The sequence below is a fragment of the Bacteroides sp. 224 genome, assembly GCF_010500995.1.
In the GTDB taxonomy this organism is placed as follows: domain Bacteria; phylum Bacteroidota; class Bacteroidia; order Bacteroidales; family Bacteroidaceae; genus Bacteroides.
Window position 1 is genome coordinate 1 of sequence record NZ_QVMK01000005.1, and the last position, 14,109, is coordinate 14,109.

The following is a 14,109-nucleotide window of genomic DNA, read 5'->3' on the forward strand; positions in this document are numbered from 1 at the left end:
TCGTCACGCTGATGGTACTGCGTAACAGTGGGAGAGTAAGTAGTTGCCGTTTTAATGAAGAGCCTTCTTATCAAAGATGATAGGAAGGCTTTTTGCGTTATAAGCCGTTTTTGGAGATAGAGTAAATTGTTAGAAATAAGCACCTATAAATGAAAGATTAAGCTTTAATTTGCATATTTACATGCGTTTTCTGTGTAATGAAGATTATTATTCGTATCTTTGTCGCCCGAATTATATCCTTAAAGATGAAACAAAGGGATGTGAAGCGAGTAATTGATTTGTTTTACAGCAATTAATAGTAGAAGAAATTTTGGGAAAGTTTGATAAATATAGAATAGACTTAAAAGGAATGCAAGCGGATTCCATGACCTATGATTTCTTGCTTGATAATCTCTTTTTCGTTAATATAGATGGTCCGGAAGTACAAAAGGGTAAAGTGCAAGTAACTTTAATCGTAAAAAGGACTTCAAGAGCATTTGAATTGAATTTTCAAACAGAAGGTGTTGTTTGGGTGCCTTGCGATCGTTGTCTTGATGAAATGGAACTTCCCATAATCAGCTCGGATAAACTGATGGTGAAATTTGGAGCTACTTATGGTGAGGAAGGTGATAATTTAATTATCGTTCCTGAAGAAGAGGGAGATATAAACGTTGCATGGTTTATGTATGAGTTCGTTTCTCTGGCTATTCCAATGAAACATGTACATGGGCCTGGTAAGTGCAACAAAACAATGACAGGGAAGTTAAATAAGCATTTGCGTACAAACTCAGATGAAGTCGGAGATGATAACGATGAAGATTTTGCATCATCTATGGAATTAACTGAAGATAATAATGAAGATACAGAGACACGGATTGATCCGCGTTGGAATGATTTAAAGAAAATATTAGATAATAATTAAAGTTTTAGAAAATGGCACATCCTAAGAGAAGACAGTCAAAAACAAGAACTGCAAAGAGAAGAACCCACGATAAAGCAGTAGCTCCTACATTAGCTATTTGTCCTAACTGTGGTGAATGGCACGTTTATCACACTGTTTGCGGCGCTTGCGGCTACTACAGAGGTAAACTCGCTATCGAAAAAGAAGCAGCAGTATAATAATGCTGTTGATTACTTATGTCAGGTTAGCCATTTAAAGGTATAATCTGACATAAGCATTTTTGTCATTTAACATAGAATTGATGGAAAAGATAAATGCAGTAATCACTGGTGTAGGCGGATATGTACCAAACTATGTCTTGACTAACGAAGAGATATCCAGAATGGTAGATACTACAGACGAGTGGATTATGACCCGTATCGGTGTTAAAGAAAGACGGATATTAAATGAAGAAGGTTTGGGTACTTCTTACATGGCAAGAAAAGCTGCTAAGCAGCTGATGCAAAAAACAAACTCTAACCCAGATGACATTGACTTAGTCATTGTTGCAACTAGTACTCCAGATTACATTTTCCCTTCTACAGCTTCAATCTTATGTGATAAATTAGGACTGAAAAATGCATTTGCATTTGATATGCAAGCAGCATGTAGCGGATTCTTATACCTTTTGGAAACAGCTGCGGCTTTTATTCGTTCCGGAAGATATAAGAAGCTTATCATTGTGGGAGCTGATAAAATGTCTGCTATTACAGATTACTCAGATAGAGCTACATGCCCTATCTTTGGAGATGGAGCAGCAGCTTTTATGATAGAACCAACTACCGAAGATGTTGGAGTCATGGATGCCATCCTAAGAACAGACGGCAAAGGATTACCTTTCTTGCACATGAAAGCAGGAGGGTCTGTATGTCCACCTTCATACTTTACAGTAGATAATCACATGCATTATGTTTATCAGGAAGGGAGAACTGTTTTTAAATATGCGGTATCAAACATGTCAAATGTGAGCGCAGCGATAGCTGAGCGTAATCATTTGAATAAAGATAATATTGATTGGGTGATTCCTCATCAGGCTAATATGCGTATTATTGATGCAGTGGCACAACGTTTAGAACTCCCAATGGAAAAGGTTATGGTTAATATACAGCGTTATGGTAACTCCAGTGCTGCTACGTTGCCATTGTGTATTTGGGATTTTGAGGAAAAACTCAAGAAAGGTGATAACTTAATCTTTACAGCTTTTGGTGCCGGGTTTACCTGGGGAGCCATTTATGTAAAGTGGGGTTATGATGGAAAGAAAAACGATTAATAGTTGACGGAATAATATAAAGAACGCATCCTATTTAAAATTAGATGCGTTTTTTTGTCTAAACAAGAATTAGATTATGCATAAAGCAGGTTTTGTGAATATTGTAGGCAACCCCAATGTGGGTAAATCTACCTTGATGAATGTATTGGTAGGCGAGAAGGTCTCTATTGCGACCTTTAAAGCTCAGACTACCAGACATCGTATAATGGGTATTTATAATACTGATGATATGCAGATTGTATTCTCTGATACTCCGGGAGTTTTGAAGCCTACCTATAAACTGCAAGAGTCTATGTTGAATTTCTCAAATTCAGCTTTGCAAGATGCAGATATATTGCTCTATGTAACAGATGTGGTTGAGAAAATAGATAAAAACAGTGAGTTTGTAGAGCGAGTGCGTAAACAGTCAATTCCGATTCTGTTGTTAATTAATAAAATAGACTTAACTAATCAGGAAGAGTTGATTAAACGCGTGGAGGAATGGAAGGAAATTATACCACAAGCAGAAATTATTCCAATGTCTGCTACTTCAAAGTTTAATGTTGATTATGTGATGAAGCGGGTAAAAGAACTTTTACCGGATTCTCCTCCTTATTTCGGAAAAGATCAGTGGACAGATAAACCTGCTCGTTTCTTTGTGAATGAGATTATTCGTGAGAAAATATTGCTTTATTATGATAAAGAGATTCCATATTCCGTTGAAGTAGTAGTGGAGCAGTTCAAAGAAGAAAGCAAGAAAATTCATATCAATGCAGTTATTTATGTGGAACGCGATTCTCAGAAAGGAATAATCATTGGAAAGCAAGGTAAAGCATTGAAGAAAGTGGCTACCGAAGCTCGCAAAGATTTGGAACGCTTCTTTGGCAAAACAATATTTTTGGAGACCTTTGTGAAGGTTGATAAGGATTGGCGAAGCTCAGATAAAGAGCTGCGTAATTTTGGTTATCAGCCGGATTAATTAAAATAGTATTCATACAACTGTGATAGTTGCTAATTAAGAAAAATGTATGGGAAATTTAGTCGCAATAGTAGGGCGCCCCAATGTTGGTAAGTCTACCTTATTTAATCGTCTGACTAAAACACGTCAGGCCATTGTGAATGATGAAGCTGGTACTACTCGTGACAGACAATATGGTAAAACAGAGTGGTTAGGTCGTGAATTCTCAGTGGTAGATACAGGCGGATGGGTAGTGAATTCGGATGATATTTTTGAAGAAGAAATCCGTAAACAAGTACTGATTGCATTGGATGAAGCAGATGTAATATTGTTTGTAGTAGATATTATGAATGGAGTTACAGACCTGGATATGCAGGTTGCCGCTATTCTTCGTCGCGCAAACAACCCTGTGATTGTTGTTGCAAACAAAACAGATAATCATGATTTGCAATACAATGCTCCCGAATTTTATAGCCTCGGATTAGGAGATCCTTACTGTATATCTGCTATGACAGGTAGTGGAACTGGAGATTTAATGGATATCATAGTCGATAACTTTAAGAAAGAATCTTCGGAGATATTAGATGAAGACATTCCACGATTTGCAGTAGTAGGACGTCCCAATGCCGGAAAATCCTCTCTTGTAAATGCTTTTATTGGCGAAGATCGTAATATTGTAACAGAAATAGCAGGTACTACACGCGATTCAATCTATACCCGTTACAATAAATTCGGATTCGACTTCTACCTGGTAGACACTGCCGGTATTCGTAAGAAAGGAAAAGTGAATGAAGATTTGGAATACTATTCAGTGATTCGCTCCATACGCTCCATTGAAGGGGCAGACGTTTGTGTCCTAATGATTGATGCTACTCGTGGAGTAGAAAGTCAGGACTTGAATATCTTTTCTTTGATACAAAAGAATTCTAAAGGTTTGGTAGTCGTTATTAATAAATGGGATTTGGTAGAAGATAAATCAGTGAAGGTGCAGAAAGAATTCGAAAATGCTATTCGTACCCGCTTTGCTCCATTTGTAGATTTCCCGATTATCTTTGGATCTGCTCTTACTAAACAAAGGATCCTGAAAGTATTGGAGGAAGCCAGAAACGTATATGAGAATCGTATGACTAAGATTCCGACTGCACGTTTGAATGAAGAAATGTTGCCTTTGATCGAGGCATATCCTCCTCCTTCCAACAAAGGTAAATATATTAAGATTAAATATGTTACCCAATTACCCAATACTCAAGTTCCCTCTTTTGTGTATTTCGCTAATCTTCCGCAGTATGTAAAAGAGCCATATCGACGCTTCTTAGAGAATAAAATGCGTGAGAAATGGAATTTGACAGGTACTCCAATTAATATTTATATCAGGCAGAAATAAAATAATAAGCCCTCGTTTCCCGGAAGAAGCGAGGGCTTATTATAATATTCATGTTTCAATATGAATTCTTATCCTTCTTCCATATTGTGGTGAGTCTCTGCCTCTTTCACCTTTCTGAAAAGATCGGATGCGAAGATGAAGTTATTTAGGAGCTTATTACTGGAAGTGAATATCTCATCTTTAGTGCCTTCCCATTCTTTCCTTCCCTCATAAATAAAGATAATCTTTTCTCCGATGCCCATCACTGAATTCATATCATGAGTATTCATGATGGTAGTCATATTGTATTCTTTGGTAATATCCTGTATTAGTTTATCAATAATAAGAGAAGTTTTTGGGTCTAATCCAGAGTTGGGTTCATCACAGAATAAGTATTGAGGCTTCAACACGATAGCACGCGCAATAGCCACACGCTTCTGCATACCTCCACTGATTTCTCCGGGATATTTATCTTTGGCATCAGTCAGATTCACACGGTCCAGGCAAAGCATTGCTCGTTTTACCCGGTTTTGATAAGAATCTCTGCTGAACATATTTAATGGAAACATAACATTTTCAAACACAGTCATTGAGTCGAATAAGGCTGCGTTTTGAAAGATCATTCCCATTTCTTTGCGGAGTGTTTTCTTTTCCTTTTTGCTCATGGTTAGGAAGTTACGATTGTCATATAGTAATTCCCCACTTTCCGGTTCAAGTAATCCTACGATGCACTTCATGAGTACGGTTTTCCCGGAACCACTTTGTCCGATGATAAGATTAGTTTTTCCGTTCTCAAATACTCCGTTTATGCCTTTTAGTACTTCTTTATCTCCAAAAGACTTATGTAGTTTTTTTATCTCAATCATGCTGTTAATAGTTTGGTTAATATCAGGTCGGCAAATAGAATAAGAACACTACAAGATACAACCGAGTTTGTAGATGCTTTCCCTACTTCGATGGAACCACCTTCGACAGTGTATCCAAAGAAAGAAGAAACACTTGCAATAATAAAAGCAAAGAAGAGAGATTTTATAATACCAGCCCAGATAAACCAGTCCACAAACATGTATTGTAGCCCATATTCTAAATCTGTAGCCATCATAAGATCTCCAAACCAGCAAATGGCAAATGCACCGATAATTCCAGCGAATATACTGAAAGTCACAAGGATAGGAATTACCGTTACCAGAGCTACGATTTTAGGAAGAATAAGAAAGGAGGCTGAATTTACCCCCATCATTTCCATGGCATCAATTTGTTGGGTAATACGCATAGATCCTAACTCGGAAGCTATATTCGAACCAACCTTTCCTGCAAGTATCAAACACATGATGGATGATGAAAACTCAAGCAACATGATTTCGCGGGTAACATAGCCCACAGTCCATCGTGGCATCCAAGGGCTTTCGATATTGAATTTGATTTGTATGGTAATAACAGCCCCTATGAAAAAAGATATAAGTAATACAATTCCGATAGAGCTGACCCCTAATTGATCAATCTCTTTTATCAACTGTTTTGCGTACATTTTCACCCTTTCCGGGCGTGCAAATGTACGTTTCATAAGCATAAGGTATCGGCCTACAGTTTTTAACGCTTTGAACATAAAAGTTATGAGTTACAAGTTACGAGTTACAAGTTACGAGAGATTGGTTATAAAAGTAACGAGACCTTCTTGTAACTCGTAACTTGTAACTCGTAACTGATAACTAAACTATTTGTTTGCAAATGTACATCATTTAAGCTGATTTTTACTACATTTGTCGTAAAATTGCATAGACATGAAAGATAGTAAGATGGTGCTTCGTACAGAAGACCTGGTGAAAAAATATGGTAAAAGAACAGTGGTAAGTCATGTTTCTATTGATGTGAAGCAGGGTGAAATTGTTGGCTTGCTGGGACCGAATGGTGCCGGTAAAACCACTTCTTTCTATATGACAGTAGGTCTTATTACCCCCAATGAAGGACGTATCTTTCTGGATGACTTGGAAATAACCAAATATCCCGTTTACAAACGCGCTCAAACCGGTATTGGTTACTTGGCTCAGGAGGCTTCTGTTTTCCGCCAAATGTCTGTGGAAGACAATATTGCTTCGGTACTTGAAATGACCAATAAGTCTAAAGAATATCAGAAAGATAAACTGGAAAGCTTGATCGCTGAGTTCCGATTGCAAAAAGTGCGTAAAAATAAAGGGAATCAATTGTCGGGGGGAGAGCGTCGCCGAACTGAAATCGCACGTTGCTTGGCTATCGACCCTAAGTTTATTATGCTCGATGAGCCTTTTGCCGGGGTAGACCCCATTGCGGTAGAAGATATCCAACAAATCGTGTGGAAATTGAAAGATAAGAATATCGGTATCCTGATTACCGACCATAATGTACAGGAAACACTCAGTATTACCGACAGGGCATACCTGTTATTTGAAGGGAAAATCCTATTTCAAGGTACACCCGAAGAGTTGGCCGAGAACAAGATCGTGCGCGAAAAATACCTGAGTAATAGCTTTGTGCTTCGCCGTAAAGATTTCCAATTAAGCGATAACGAGTAATTTTAACTTGGAGTTTACTTCCTTATAAGAAACAAAGGAAGGCATCCAACCGTATAACACATAATATCTTTCCAATCGAATGTAGAGCCGATTACTATTCTTGCCACGGTATTGTTTTGCAGGTTAAGTAAAGTAGCTATCTGAAAATATTGCATAACTTCCACTCCACAGGCAAAGAGGAATACCCATAAAGGAAGTAGGCGTAGCGGTTTGCTAATGAAGATACGCGCAAAGCAATAAACAAGAACAACTACAAGTATGTCGCCAACATAAGGGCGAATGATTTGATCTCTGACATGTAGGGCTATCAGAACTTCTATAGCAAACAGAGCGATGAAGCACAAAGCATAAAATAAACGATTATTGATAGATATAGTATTGTTTCTACTTCTTTTGTGATTAATCATTGTTTTATAGAATAAAGCGTTCTTAATGAGAATAGGAAATACAAAAGCCTTTTGCTTATGGTGGCAAAAGGCTTTTGTATTTCCTATTCTAAATATATTTTTAGAATTTTGGTCTGGCTTCTTTAACTACCATAGTGCGTCCTTCAAATTCGGCACCATTCAATTCAGCGATAGCTTTTGCACCTTCTTCGTCATTGTCCATTTCTACGAAACCAAAACCTTTCGAACGTCCGGTTTCACGGTCCATAACTACTTTAACTGAAGATACTGTTCCATAATCTTCCATAACTTGTTGCAAATCTGCTTCCCTTACACGATAGTTAAGGTTTCCAACATAAATGTTCATAGTGAAAATAATAAAATAAATAAAAATATAAAAACTCTCTTTGAAAAACAGCTAAAAAAGAATGAAAACAACAGAGAGTTTACAAAAGCGTTTGAAAACGGAAAGTAAAGCCTTGTAATAGAAATCATGAAACTAATTATGCCATTTTTCGGCTACAAAGGAAAGCATTAAATTTGAATACGCAACTTTTTCGATTATTTTTTTGCATTACTATCAGCTATTTTAATTGCCGGTTTCATTTGCTTTAAATGCCAGTAGCATTTGCTTCAATTGTCAGTAGTATTTAAAGCAAATGAAACCGGCATTTTTTTTGATAGAAGAATTTAAGTGAAATATAAGAAACAGAAAAATGCAAGAGAGAAAATTTGAACAGACCTTTAATCTGTATGAAATAAATAGTAATGCTATTTGATAATTAAAAGATTAACGCTAATTTTGCACCTCATTTAAGGTTAGAAAAATAGAAGTATAATTAATAAATAATTGTCAGAATGAACGTTTCATTTCAGAACATTGACAAGGTTAACGGTCAGTTAACTGTGAAGGTAGAAAAATCCGATTATCAGGAACCAGTTGAAAAAAGTTTAAAATCATTCCGCCAGAAAGCACAAATCCCCGGCTTCCGTAAAGGAATGGTTCCTATGAGCTTAATAAAGAAAATGTATGGAAAGTCTGTACTTGCTGAAGAAGTGAATAAGTTGCTTTCTAATAGTGTGTATGATTATATCAGAACAAATGAAATAAATATGCTTGGCGAACCATTGCCTAACGAGGAACAACAACAAAAGATTGATTTCGATACAATGGAAGAGTTTGAGTTCCTGTTTGATATAGCATTGGCTCCTGAATTTACCGTTGAAGTAGCTGCTAAAGATAAAGTAGACTATTATACGATTGATGTAACTGATGAAATGGTTGACAACCAGATTAAGACTTATACCCAACGTGCCGGTAAATATGATCAGGTAAATGATTATAAAGACGGAGATATGTTGAAAGGTTTGCTGGCCGAACTTGATGAAAAAGGAAATACCAAAGAAGGTGGTATTCAAATAGAGGGTGCTGTATTGATGCCTTCTTACATGAAGAACGATGATCAAAAAGCTCTTTTTGCAGATGCAAAAGTAAATGATGTTTTAGTATTCAACCCTTATACAGCTTATGACGGAAATGAAACAGAAATAGCATCACTTCTTCGCATTGAAAAAGATGCGGTTGCCGAGCAAAAATCTAATTTTAGCTATCAGGTAGAAGAGATTACTCGTTTTGTTGAAGCAGAATTGAATCAAGAACTGTTCGACCTGGCTTTGGGTGAAGGCGTGGTGAAAACAGAAGAAGAATTCCGTGCAAAGATGAAGGAAATCGTAGCTTCTCAATATGCAGCAGACAGTGATTATAAATTCTTGCTTGATGCCCGCAAAATGTTGATGGGCAAAATTGGTAAATTGGAATTCTCGGATGCTTTGTTGAAACGTATCATGTTGATGAACAACAGTGATAAAGGCGAAGAATTTGTAAACGAAAACTACGAAAAGAGCCTTGAGGAACTGACATGGCATCTTATCAAAGAAAAACTCGTTAAAGAATACGATATTAAAGTAGAACAAGAAGATGTTCTTACCATGGCAAAAGAGGCTACCAGAGCTCAGTTTGCTCAATATGGAATGACAAGTATTCCTGATGATATTTTAGAAAACTACTCAAAAGAAATGCTGAAGAAGAAAGAAACTGTGGATGGACTTGTAAGCCGCGTGGTTGAATCTAAATTAGCTAATACTTTGAAGGAAAAAGTAAAACTGACAAAAAAGACAGTTTCTTTGGATGAATTCCAGAAATTATTTGAGTAACTGCCAATATGGGGTAGTTTCTGCTAAAACTTCCTAAAAGGGGAGGCTTTGGATCACTATTTGAGATTATACGTAAAACTAAATGTGTAATTATGACATTTATTTTTCGTAATTTTGCTATACTCAATGAAAGAAGGTCGAAAGCCTCCTCTTCATATTATATTAACTTAAAAAGTAATAGACATGAATGATTTTAGAAAATATGCAACCAAGCATCTGGGAATGAATGGTCTGGCTTTAGATGAAGTGATTAAATCACAAGCATCTTATTTAAACCCTTACATCCTGGAAGAAAGACAACTGAATGTAACTCAATTGGATGTTTTTTCTCGCTTAATGATGGATCGTATCATTTTCCTGGGAACTCAAATAGATGACTATACAGCTAATACTTTGCAAGCTCAATTGTTGTATCTGGATTCGGCTGATCAAGGAAAAGATATTTCAATTTATATAAACTCTCCCGGTGGTTCTGTGTATGCCGGATTAGGTATTTATGACACCATGCAGTTCATCGGAAGTGATGTGTCTACCATTTGTACAGGTATGGCGGCTTCTATGGCAGCAGTTTTGCTTGTTGCCGGACAAGAAGGTAAGCGCTCTGCATTGAAACATTCTCGTGTAATGATACACCAACCCATGGGAGGTGCGCAGGGACAAGCATCTGATATAGAAATTACTGCCCGCGAAATACAAAAACTTAAAAAAGAATTGTATACCATTATCGCCGATCATTCAAAGACCGACTTTGATAAAGTATGGGCGGATTCGGATCGTGACTATTGGATGAATGCCGATGAAGCGAAAGAGTATGGTATGATTGATCAAGTATTAGTACGTAAACCTTAAGGTTAATGGAAGATTCAAAAACAAGGAAAAAAACAAAAAATAGATGCAGCTTCTGTGGACGTCCTGAAAACGAAGTTGGTTTCCTTATAACTGGGATGGATGGCTATATTTGTGATAGCTGTTCAACCCAGGCTTATGAAATAGTAAAAGAAGCAACAAGTAGTGGGGCCAATTCGACTACTGCATTTAATCGTCTTAACATAGAAGAGCTCCCTAAGCCCTTAGAAATAAAACAGTTTCTCGATCAATATGTGATTGGTCAAGATGATGCTAAGCGTTTTCTTTCAGTTTCGGTTTATAACCACTACAAACGTTTGCTGCAAAAAAGTACCCAAGATGATGTAGAGATTGAAAAATCAAATATCATCATGGTAGGTAGTACTGGTACAGGAAAAACGTTATTAGCAAGAACCATAGCTAAATTACTGAAAGTTCCCTTTACTATTGTAGACGCAACAGTACTTACCGAAGCTGGGTATGTGGGAGAAGATATTGAAAGTCTTTTAACGCGTTTGTTGCAAGTAGCAGATTATAATGTAGCAGAAGCTGAGCAAGGAATTGTATTTATTGATGAAATAGATAAAATAGCTCGTAAAGGAGATAATCCTTCCATTACTCGTGATGTAAGTGGAGAAGGAGTTCAGCAAGGACTCTTGAAATTGCTTGAAGGTTCTATTGTGAACGTACCCCCACAGGGAGGGCGTAAGCATCCGGAACAAAAAATGATAGCAGTAAATACTAAAAATATATTGTTTATTTGCGGTGGTGCTTTTGATGGTATTGAGAAGAAAATCGCTCAGCGGTTAAATACACATGTAGTTGGATACAATACCGCTCAGAAAACACTGTCGTTGGATAAGGATAATATGTTGCAGTATATTGCTCCTCAGGATTTAAAATCATTTGGTTTAATTCCGGAGATCATTGGGCGTTTGCCTATACTTACTTATTTGAATCCTTTAGATAGAGATGCGCTTTGTGCAATACTCACAGAACCTAAAAACTCTATCATCAAACAATATATAAAATTGTTGGAGATGGATGGAGTGAAGTTAAGCTTTGATAAAGAAGTATTGGACTACATTGTCGACAAAGCTGTAGAGTATAAACTGGGTGCCCGTGGTTTGCGCTCTATTGTAGAGACAATCATGATGGATGTAATGTTTGATATTCCATCTCAGAATAAGAAAAAGTATAATGTGACGTTATCATTCGCAAAAGAGCAGGTAGAAAAAGCTAATTTGGCTCGTTTGCAAACAGCATAAAGTAGTAAAATCCTATATCAGAACTAATATTGATGCTTTTCTAAAAAATATTCATAGTATTTTACTTGGAATTTTAGAAGTTGTTTCTAACTTTGTTTGAACTCTTCCCGGAGTACAAGTATTATATTTGAACTGAATAAAGCACTTAAAGCAATGTCGGAAAAGACTAATTTAACGAGTCAACTAAAGAAGTTTTTCGGATTTGACAAATTCAAAGGAAATCAGGAGGCAATTATCCAAAATTTGCTGGAAGGTAATGATACCTTTGTTCTGATGCCTACAGGAGGCGGAAAATCTTTATGCTATCAATTACCGTCATTATTAATGGAAGGTACCGCTATTGTGATTTCACCTCTCATTGCATTGATGAAAAATCAGGTGGATGCGATGCGTAATTTTAGCGAAGATGACGGAATTGCACATTTCCTTAATTCTTCGTTGAATAAAGGTGCCATTGAACAGGTAAAAGCAGATATCGTTCGAGGAAAAACTAAACTTTTGTATGTTGCTCCCGAGTCTTTGACTAAAGAAGAGAACGTTGATTTTTTGAGAGACATAAAGATCTCTTTTTATGCGGTAGATGAAGCACATTGTATTTCGGAATGGGGGCATGACTTCCGACCAGAATATCGACGAATCAGGCCGATTATCAATGAAATAGGAAAAGCTCCTGTGATAGCTCTAACGGCTACTGCTACTCCTAAAGTGCAGCATGACATACAGAAGAGCTTGGGAATGGTAGAGTCTGAAGTCTTCAAGTCTTCGTTTAATAGAGCAAATCTATATTATGAAGTACGTTCAAAAACTAATAATATAGATAAAGACATTATTAAGTATATTCGCAATAATACAGAGAAATCAGGTATTATTTATTGTTTAAGCCGTAAGAAAGTAGAAGAACTTGCGGAGGTTCTTCAGGCCAATAATATCAATGCCCGTGCCTATCATGCCGGGATGGACTCGGCTACCAGAACCCAGAATCAGGACGATTTCCTGATGGAAAAAATAGATGTAATTGTTGCAACTATTGCTTTTGGAATGGGTATTGATAAGCCGGATGTTCGATATGTGATCCATTATGATATTCCTAAAAGCCTGGAAGGCTACTATCAGGAAACCGGGCGTGCCGGCCGGGATGGTGGAGAAGGCAAATGCATTACTTTCTATACAAACAAAGACTTGCAGAAACTGGAAAAGTTTATGCAAGGAAAACCGGTGGCTGAACAAGAAATCGGTAAACAACTACTGATTGAGACGGCAGCTTATGCGGAGTCATCCGTTTGTCGTCGGAGGTCATTACTGCATTACTTTGGTGAGGAGTATGTAGAAGAGAATTGTGGAAATTGTGACAACTGTTTAAATCCTAAAAAGCAAGTGGAGGCTAAAGACTTATTGTGTGCTGTGATTGAAGTAGTCATGGCGGTAAAAGAAAATTTTAAATCAGACTATATTATTGATGTTCTGTTAGGAAAAGAAACATCCGAAGTGCAAGCACACCTTCATGAAGATTTGGAAGTGTTTGGCTCCGGTATGGGCGAAGATGAAAAAGTATGGAATGCGGTGATTCGTCAGGCATTGATTGGCGGTTATTTGAGTAAAGACGTAGAAAACTACGGAACATTAAAAGTGACAGATGCCGCACGTAAATTCTTGAAGAAGCCCCAGTCTTTTAAAATAACAGAAGACAATGAATTTGAAGAAGTAGAAGAAGAAGCACCGGCCAGAGGAGGAGGTTCTTGCGCTGTAGATCCCGGACTTTATTCTATGTTGAAGGATTTACGGAAAAAACTATCTAAAAAATTGGGTGTACCTCCTTATGTTATTTTCCAGGATCCATCATTGGAAGCAATGGCTACTATTTATCCGGTTACATTGGATGAATTGCAAAACATTCCGGGTGTAGGAGCAGGGAAGGCAAAGAGGTATGGAGCAGATTTTTGTGTGCTGATTAAGAAGCATTGCGAAGAAAATGAAATCGACCGTCCGGAAGATTTAAGAGTGCGCACTGTTGCCAATAAATCGAAATTGAAAGTGTCGATCATTCAGTCTATTGATCGTAAAGTTGCTTTAGATGATATTGCTCTTTCTAAAGGAATTGAATTTAGTGAACTGTTGGATGAGATTGAAGCAATCGTTTATTCAGGTACAAAATTGAATATTGATTACTTCTTGAACGAAATCATGGACGAAGATCACTTGCTCGATATCTATGATTATTTTAAGGAATCTACTACTGACAGCGTAGAAGATGCGCTGGACGAATTGGGCGAAGACTTTACAGAGGATGAAATACGTTTAATACGTATTAAATTTATCTCTGAGATGGCTAACTAATGGAATAAAAACCGTATATTTGC

The 14,109-nt window shown here is 37.1% G+C and carries 14 protein-coding genes; 10 read left to right on the plus strand and 4 right to left on the minus strand.

Features of this window, described 5'->3' with window-relative positions; genetic code table 11:
• The first annotated feature begins 310 nt into the window (after positions 1 to 310).
• The 5 genes from D0T60_RS04700 to der all read left to right on the plus strand — a co-directional run bounded on the left by D0T60_RS04700 (position 311) and on the right by der (position 4,510).
• Positions 311 to 901: a DUF177 domain-containing protein gene (locus D0T60_RS04700; protein ID WP_163216999.1), complete on the plus strand. Its 591-nt coding sequence runs from the start codon at positions 311 to 313 to the stop codon at positions 899 to 901.
• Positions 902 to 912: 11 nt separating this feature from the next.
• Positions 913 to 1,098, plus strand: coding sequence for a 50S ribosomal protein L32 (gene rpmF / locus D0T60_RS04705; RefSeq protein ID WP_002562387.1), 186 nt, complete (start codon positions 913 to 915; stop codon positions 1,096 to 1,098).
• Between the two features lie 83 nt (positions 1,099 to 1,181).
• Positions 1,182 to 2,189 (plus strand): beta-ketoacyl-ACP synthase III, encoded by a 1,008-nt coding sequence (locus D0T60_RS04710; RefSeq protein WP_163217000.1) that lies wholly within the window; start codon positions 1,182 to 1,184, stop codon positions 2,187 to 2,189.
• 76 nt (positions 2,190 to 2,265) lie between these two features.
• Positions 2,266 to 3,147, plus strand: a complete 882-nt coding sequence (gene era / locus D0T60_RS04715) for a GTPase Era (RefSeq protein ID WP_163217001.1) — start codon at positions 2,266 to 2,268, stop codon at positions 3,145 to 3,147.
• A gap of 49 nt (positions 3,148 to 3,196) precedes the next feature.
• Complete coding sequence (der, locus tag D0T60_RS04720) at positions 3,197 to 4,510, plus strand: ribosome biogenesis GTPase Der (RefSeq protein ID WP_163217002.1); 1,314 nt, start codon at positions 3,197 to 3,199, stop codon at positions 4,508 to 4,510.
• Between the two features lie 68 nt (positions 4,511 to 4,578).
• Here der and D0T60_RS04725 read toward each other — a convergent pair whose 3' ends face one another.
• A complete protein-coding gene (locus D0T60_RS04725) occupies positions 4,579 to 5,355 on the minus strand; it encodes an ABC transporter ATP-binding protein (RefSeq protein WP_163217003.1) in 777 nt (258 codons plus the stop codon).
• The gene (locus D0T60_RS04730; RefSeq protein WP_163217004.1) at positions 5,352 to 6,095 is read right to left on the minus strand and encodes an ABC transporter permease; all 744 of its coding nucleotides are present in this window, start codon (positions 6,093 to 6,095) and stop codon (positions 5,352 to 5,354) included. Before D0T60_RS04730 ends, D0T60_RS04725 begins: the two co-directional genes overlap by 4 nt.
• 175 nt (positions 6,096 to 6,270) lie before the next feature.
• On the opposite strand from D0T60_RS04730, the gene lptB reads away from it, so the two are divergent.
• The gene (gene lptB, locus D0T60_RS04735) at positions 6,271 to 7,038 is read left to right on the plus strand and encodes an LPS export ABC transporter ATP-binding protein (protein WP_163217005.1); all 768 of its coding nucleotides are present in this window, start codon (positions 6,271 to 6,273) and stop codon (positions 7,036 to 7,038) included.
• 14 nt (positions 7,039 to 7,052) lie between these two features.
• On the opposite strand, the gene D0T60_RS04740 is transcribed toward lptB, so the two are convergent.
• Positions 7,053 to 7,406, minus strand: coding sequence for a DUF2809 domain-containing protein (locus tag D0T60_RS04740; protein WP_370524381.1), 354 nt, complete (start codon positions 7,404 to 7,406; stop codon positions 7,053 to 7,055).
• Between the two features lie 139 nt (positions 7,407 to 7,545).
• The gene (locus D0T60_RS04745; protein WP_163217007.1) at positions 7,546 to 7,791 is read right to left on the minus strand and encodes an RNA-binding protein; all 246 of its coding nucleotides are present in this window, start codon (positions 7,789 to 7,791) and stop codon (positions 7,546 to 7,548) included.
• A 491-nt stretch (positions 7,792 to 8,282) separates the two neighbouring features.
• Between D0T60_RS04745 and tig the strand changes: the two genes are divergently transcribed.
• The 4 genes from tig to recQ all read left to right on the plus strand — a co-directional run bounded on the left by tig (position 8,283) and on the right by recQ (position 14,086).
• On the plus strand, positions 8,283 to 9,638 hold the full coding sequence (gene tig / locus D0T60_RS04750) for a trigger factor (protein ID WP_163217008.1): 1,356 nt from the start codon (positions 8,283 to 8,285) through the stop codon (positions 9,636 to 9,638).
• Positions 9,639 to 9,821: 183 nt separating this feature from the next.
• A complete protein-coding gene (clpP, locus tag D0T60_RS04755) occupies positions 9,822 to 10,487 on the plus strand; it encodes an ATP-dependent Clp endopeptidase proteolytic subunit ClpP (RefSeq protein WP_163217009.1) in 666 nt (221 codons plus the stop codon).
• Positions 10,488 to 10,492: 5 nt separating this feature from the next.
• Positions 10,493 to 11,752 carry an ATP-dependent Clp protease ATP-binding subunit ClpX gene (clpX, locus tag D0T60_RS04760; protein ID WP_163217010.1) on the plus strand — a complete coding sequence of 420 codons (1,260 nt, stop codon included), beginning with the start codon at positions 10,493 to 10,495 and terminating at the stop codon, positions 11,750 to 11,752.
• A 153-nt stretch (positions 11,753 to 11,905) separates the two neighbouring features.
• A complete protein-coding gene (gene recQ, locus D0T60_RS04765; RefSeq protein WP_163217011.1) occupies positions 11,906 to 14,086 on the plus strand; it encodes a DNA helicase RecQ in 2,181 nt (726 codons plus the stop codon).
• Positions 14,087 to 14,109 lie beyond the last annotated feature (23 nt).

What these genes read in the sequence shown, in the direction of transcription:
- rpmF (WP_002562387.1), top strand. Translation starts at nt 913, where the DNA reads ATGGCACATCCTAAGAGAAGACAGTCAAAAACAAGAACTGCAAAGAGA.
- D0T60_RS04710 (WP_163217000.1), top strand. Translation starts at nt 1,182, where the DNA reads ATGGAAAAGATAAATGCAGTAATCACTGGTGTAGGCGGATATGTACCA.
- era (WP_163217001.1), top strand. Translation starts at nt 2,266, where the DNA reads ATGCATAAAGCAGGTTTTGTGAATATTGTAGGCAACCCCAATGTGGGT.
- der (WP_163217002.1), top strand. Translation starts at nt 3,197, where the DNA reads ATGGGAAATTTAGTCGCAATAGTAGGGCGCCCCAATGTTGGTAAGTCT.
- D0T60_RS04725 (WP_163217003.1), bottom strand. Translation starts at nt 5,355, where the DNA reads ATGATTGAGATAAAAAAACTACATAAGTCTTTTGGAGATAAAGAAGTA.
- D0T60_RS04730 (WP_163217004.1), bottom strand. Translation starts at nt 6,095, where the DNA reads ATGTTCAAAGCGTTAAAAACTGTAGGCCGATACCTTATGCTTATGAAA.
- lptB (WP_163217005.1), top strand. Translation starts at nt 6,271, where the DNA reads ATGAAAGATAGTAAGATGGTGCTTCGTACAGAAGACCTGGTGAAAAAA.
- D0T60_RS04745 (WP_163217007.1), bottom strand. Translation starts at nt 7,791, where the DNA reads ATGAACATTTATGTTGGAAACCTTAACTATCGTGTAAGGGAAGCAGAT.
- tig (WP_163217008.1), top strand. Translation starts at nt 8,283, where the DNA reads ATGAACGTTTCATTTCAGAACATTGACAAGGTTAACGGTCAGTTAACT.
- clpP (WP_163217009.1), top strand. Translation starts at nt 9,822, where the DNA reads ATGAATGATTTTAGAAAATATGCAACCAAGCATCTGGGAATGAATGGT.
- clpX (WP_163217010.1), top strand. Translation starts at nt 10,493, where the DNA reads ATGGAAGATTCAAAAACAAGGAAAAAAACAAAAAATAGATGCAGCTTC.
- recQ (WP_163217011.1), top strand. Translation starts at nt 11,906, where the DNA reads ATGTCGGAAAAGACTAATTTAACGAGTCAACTAAAGAAGTTTTTCGGA.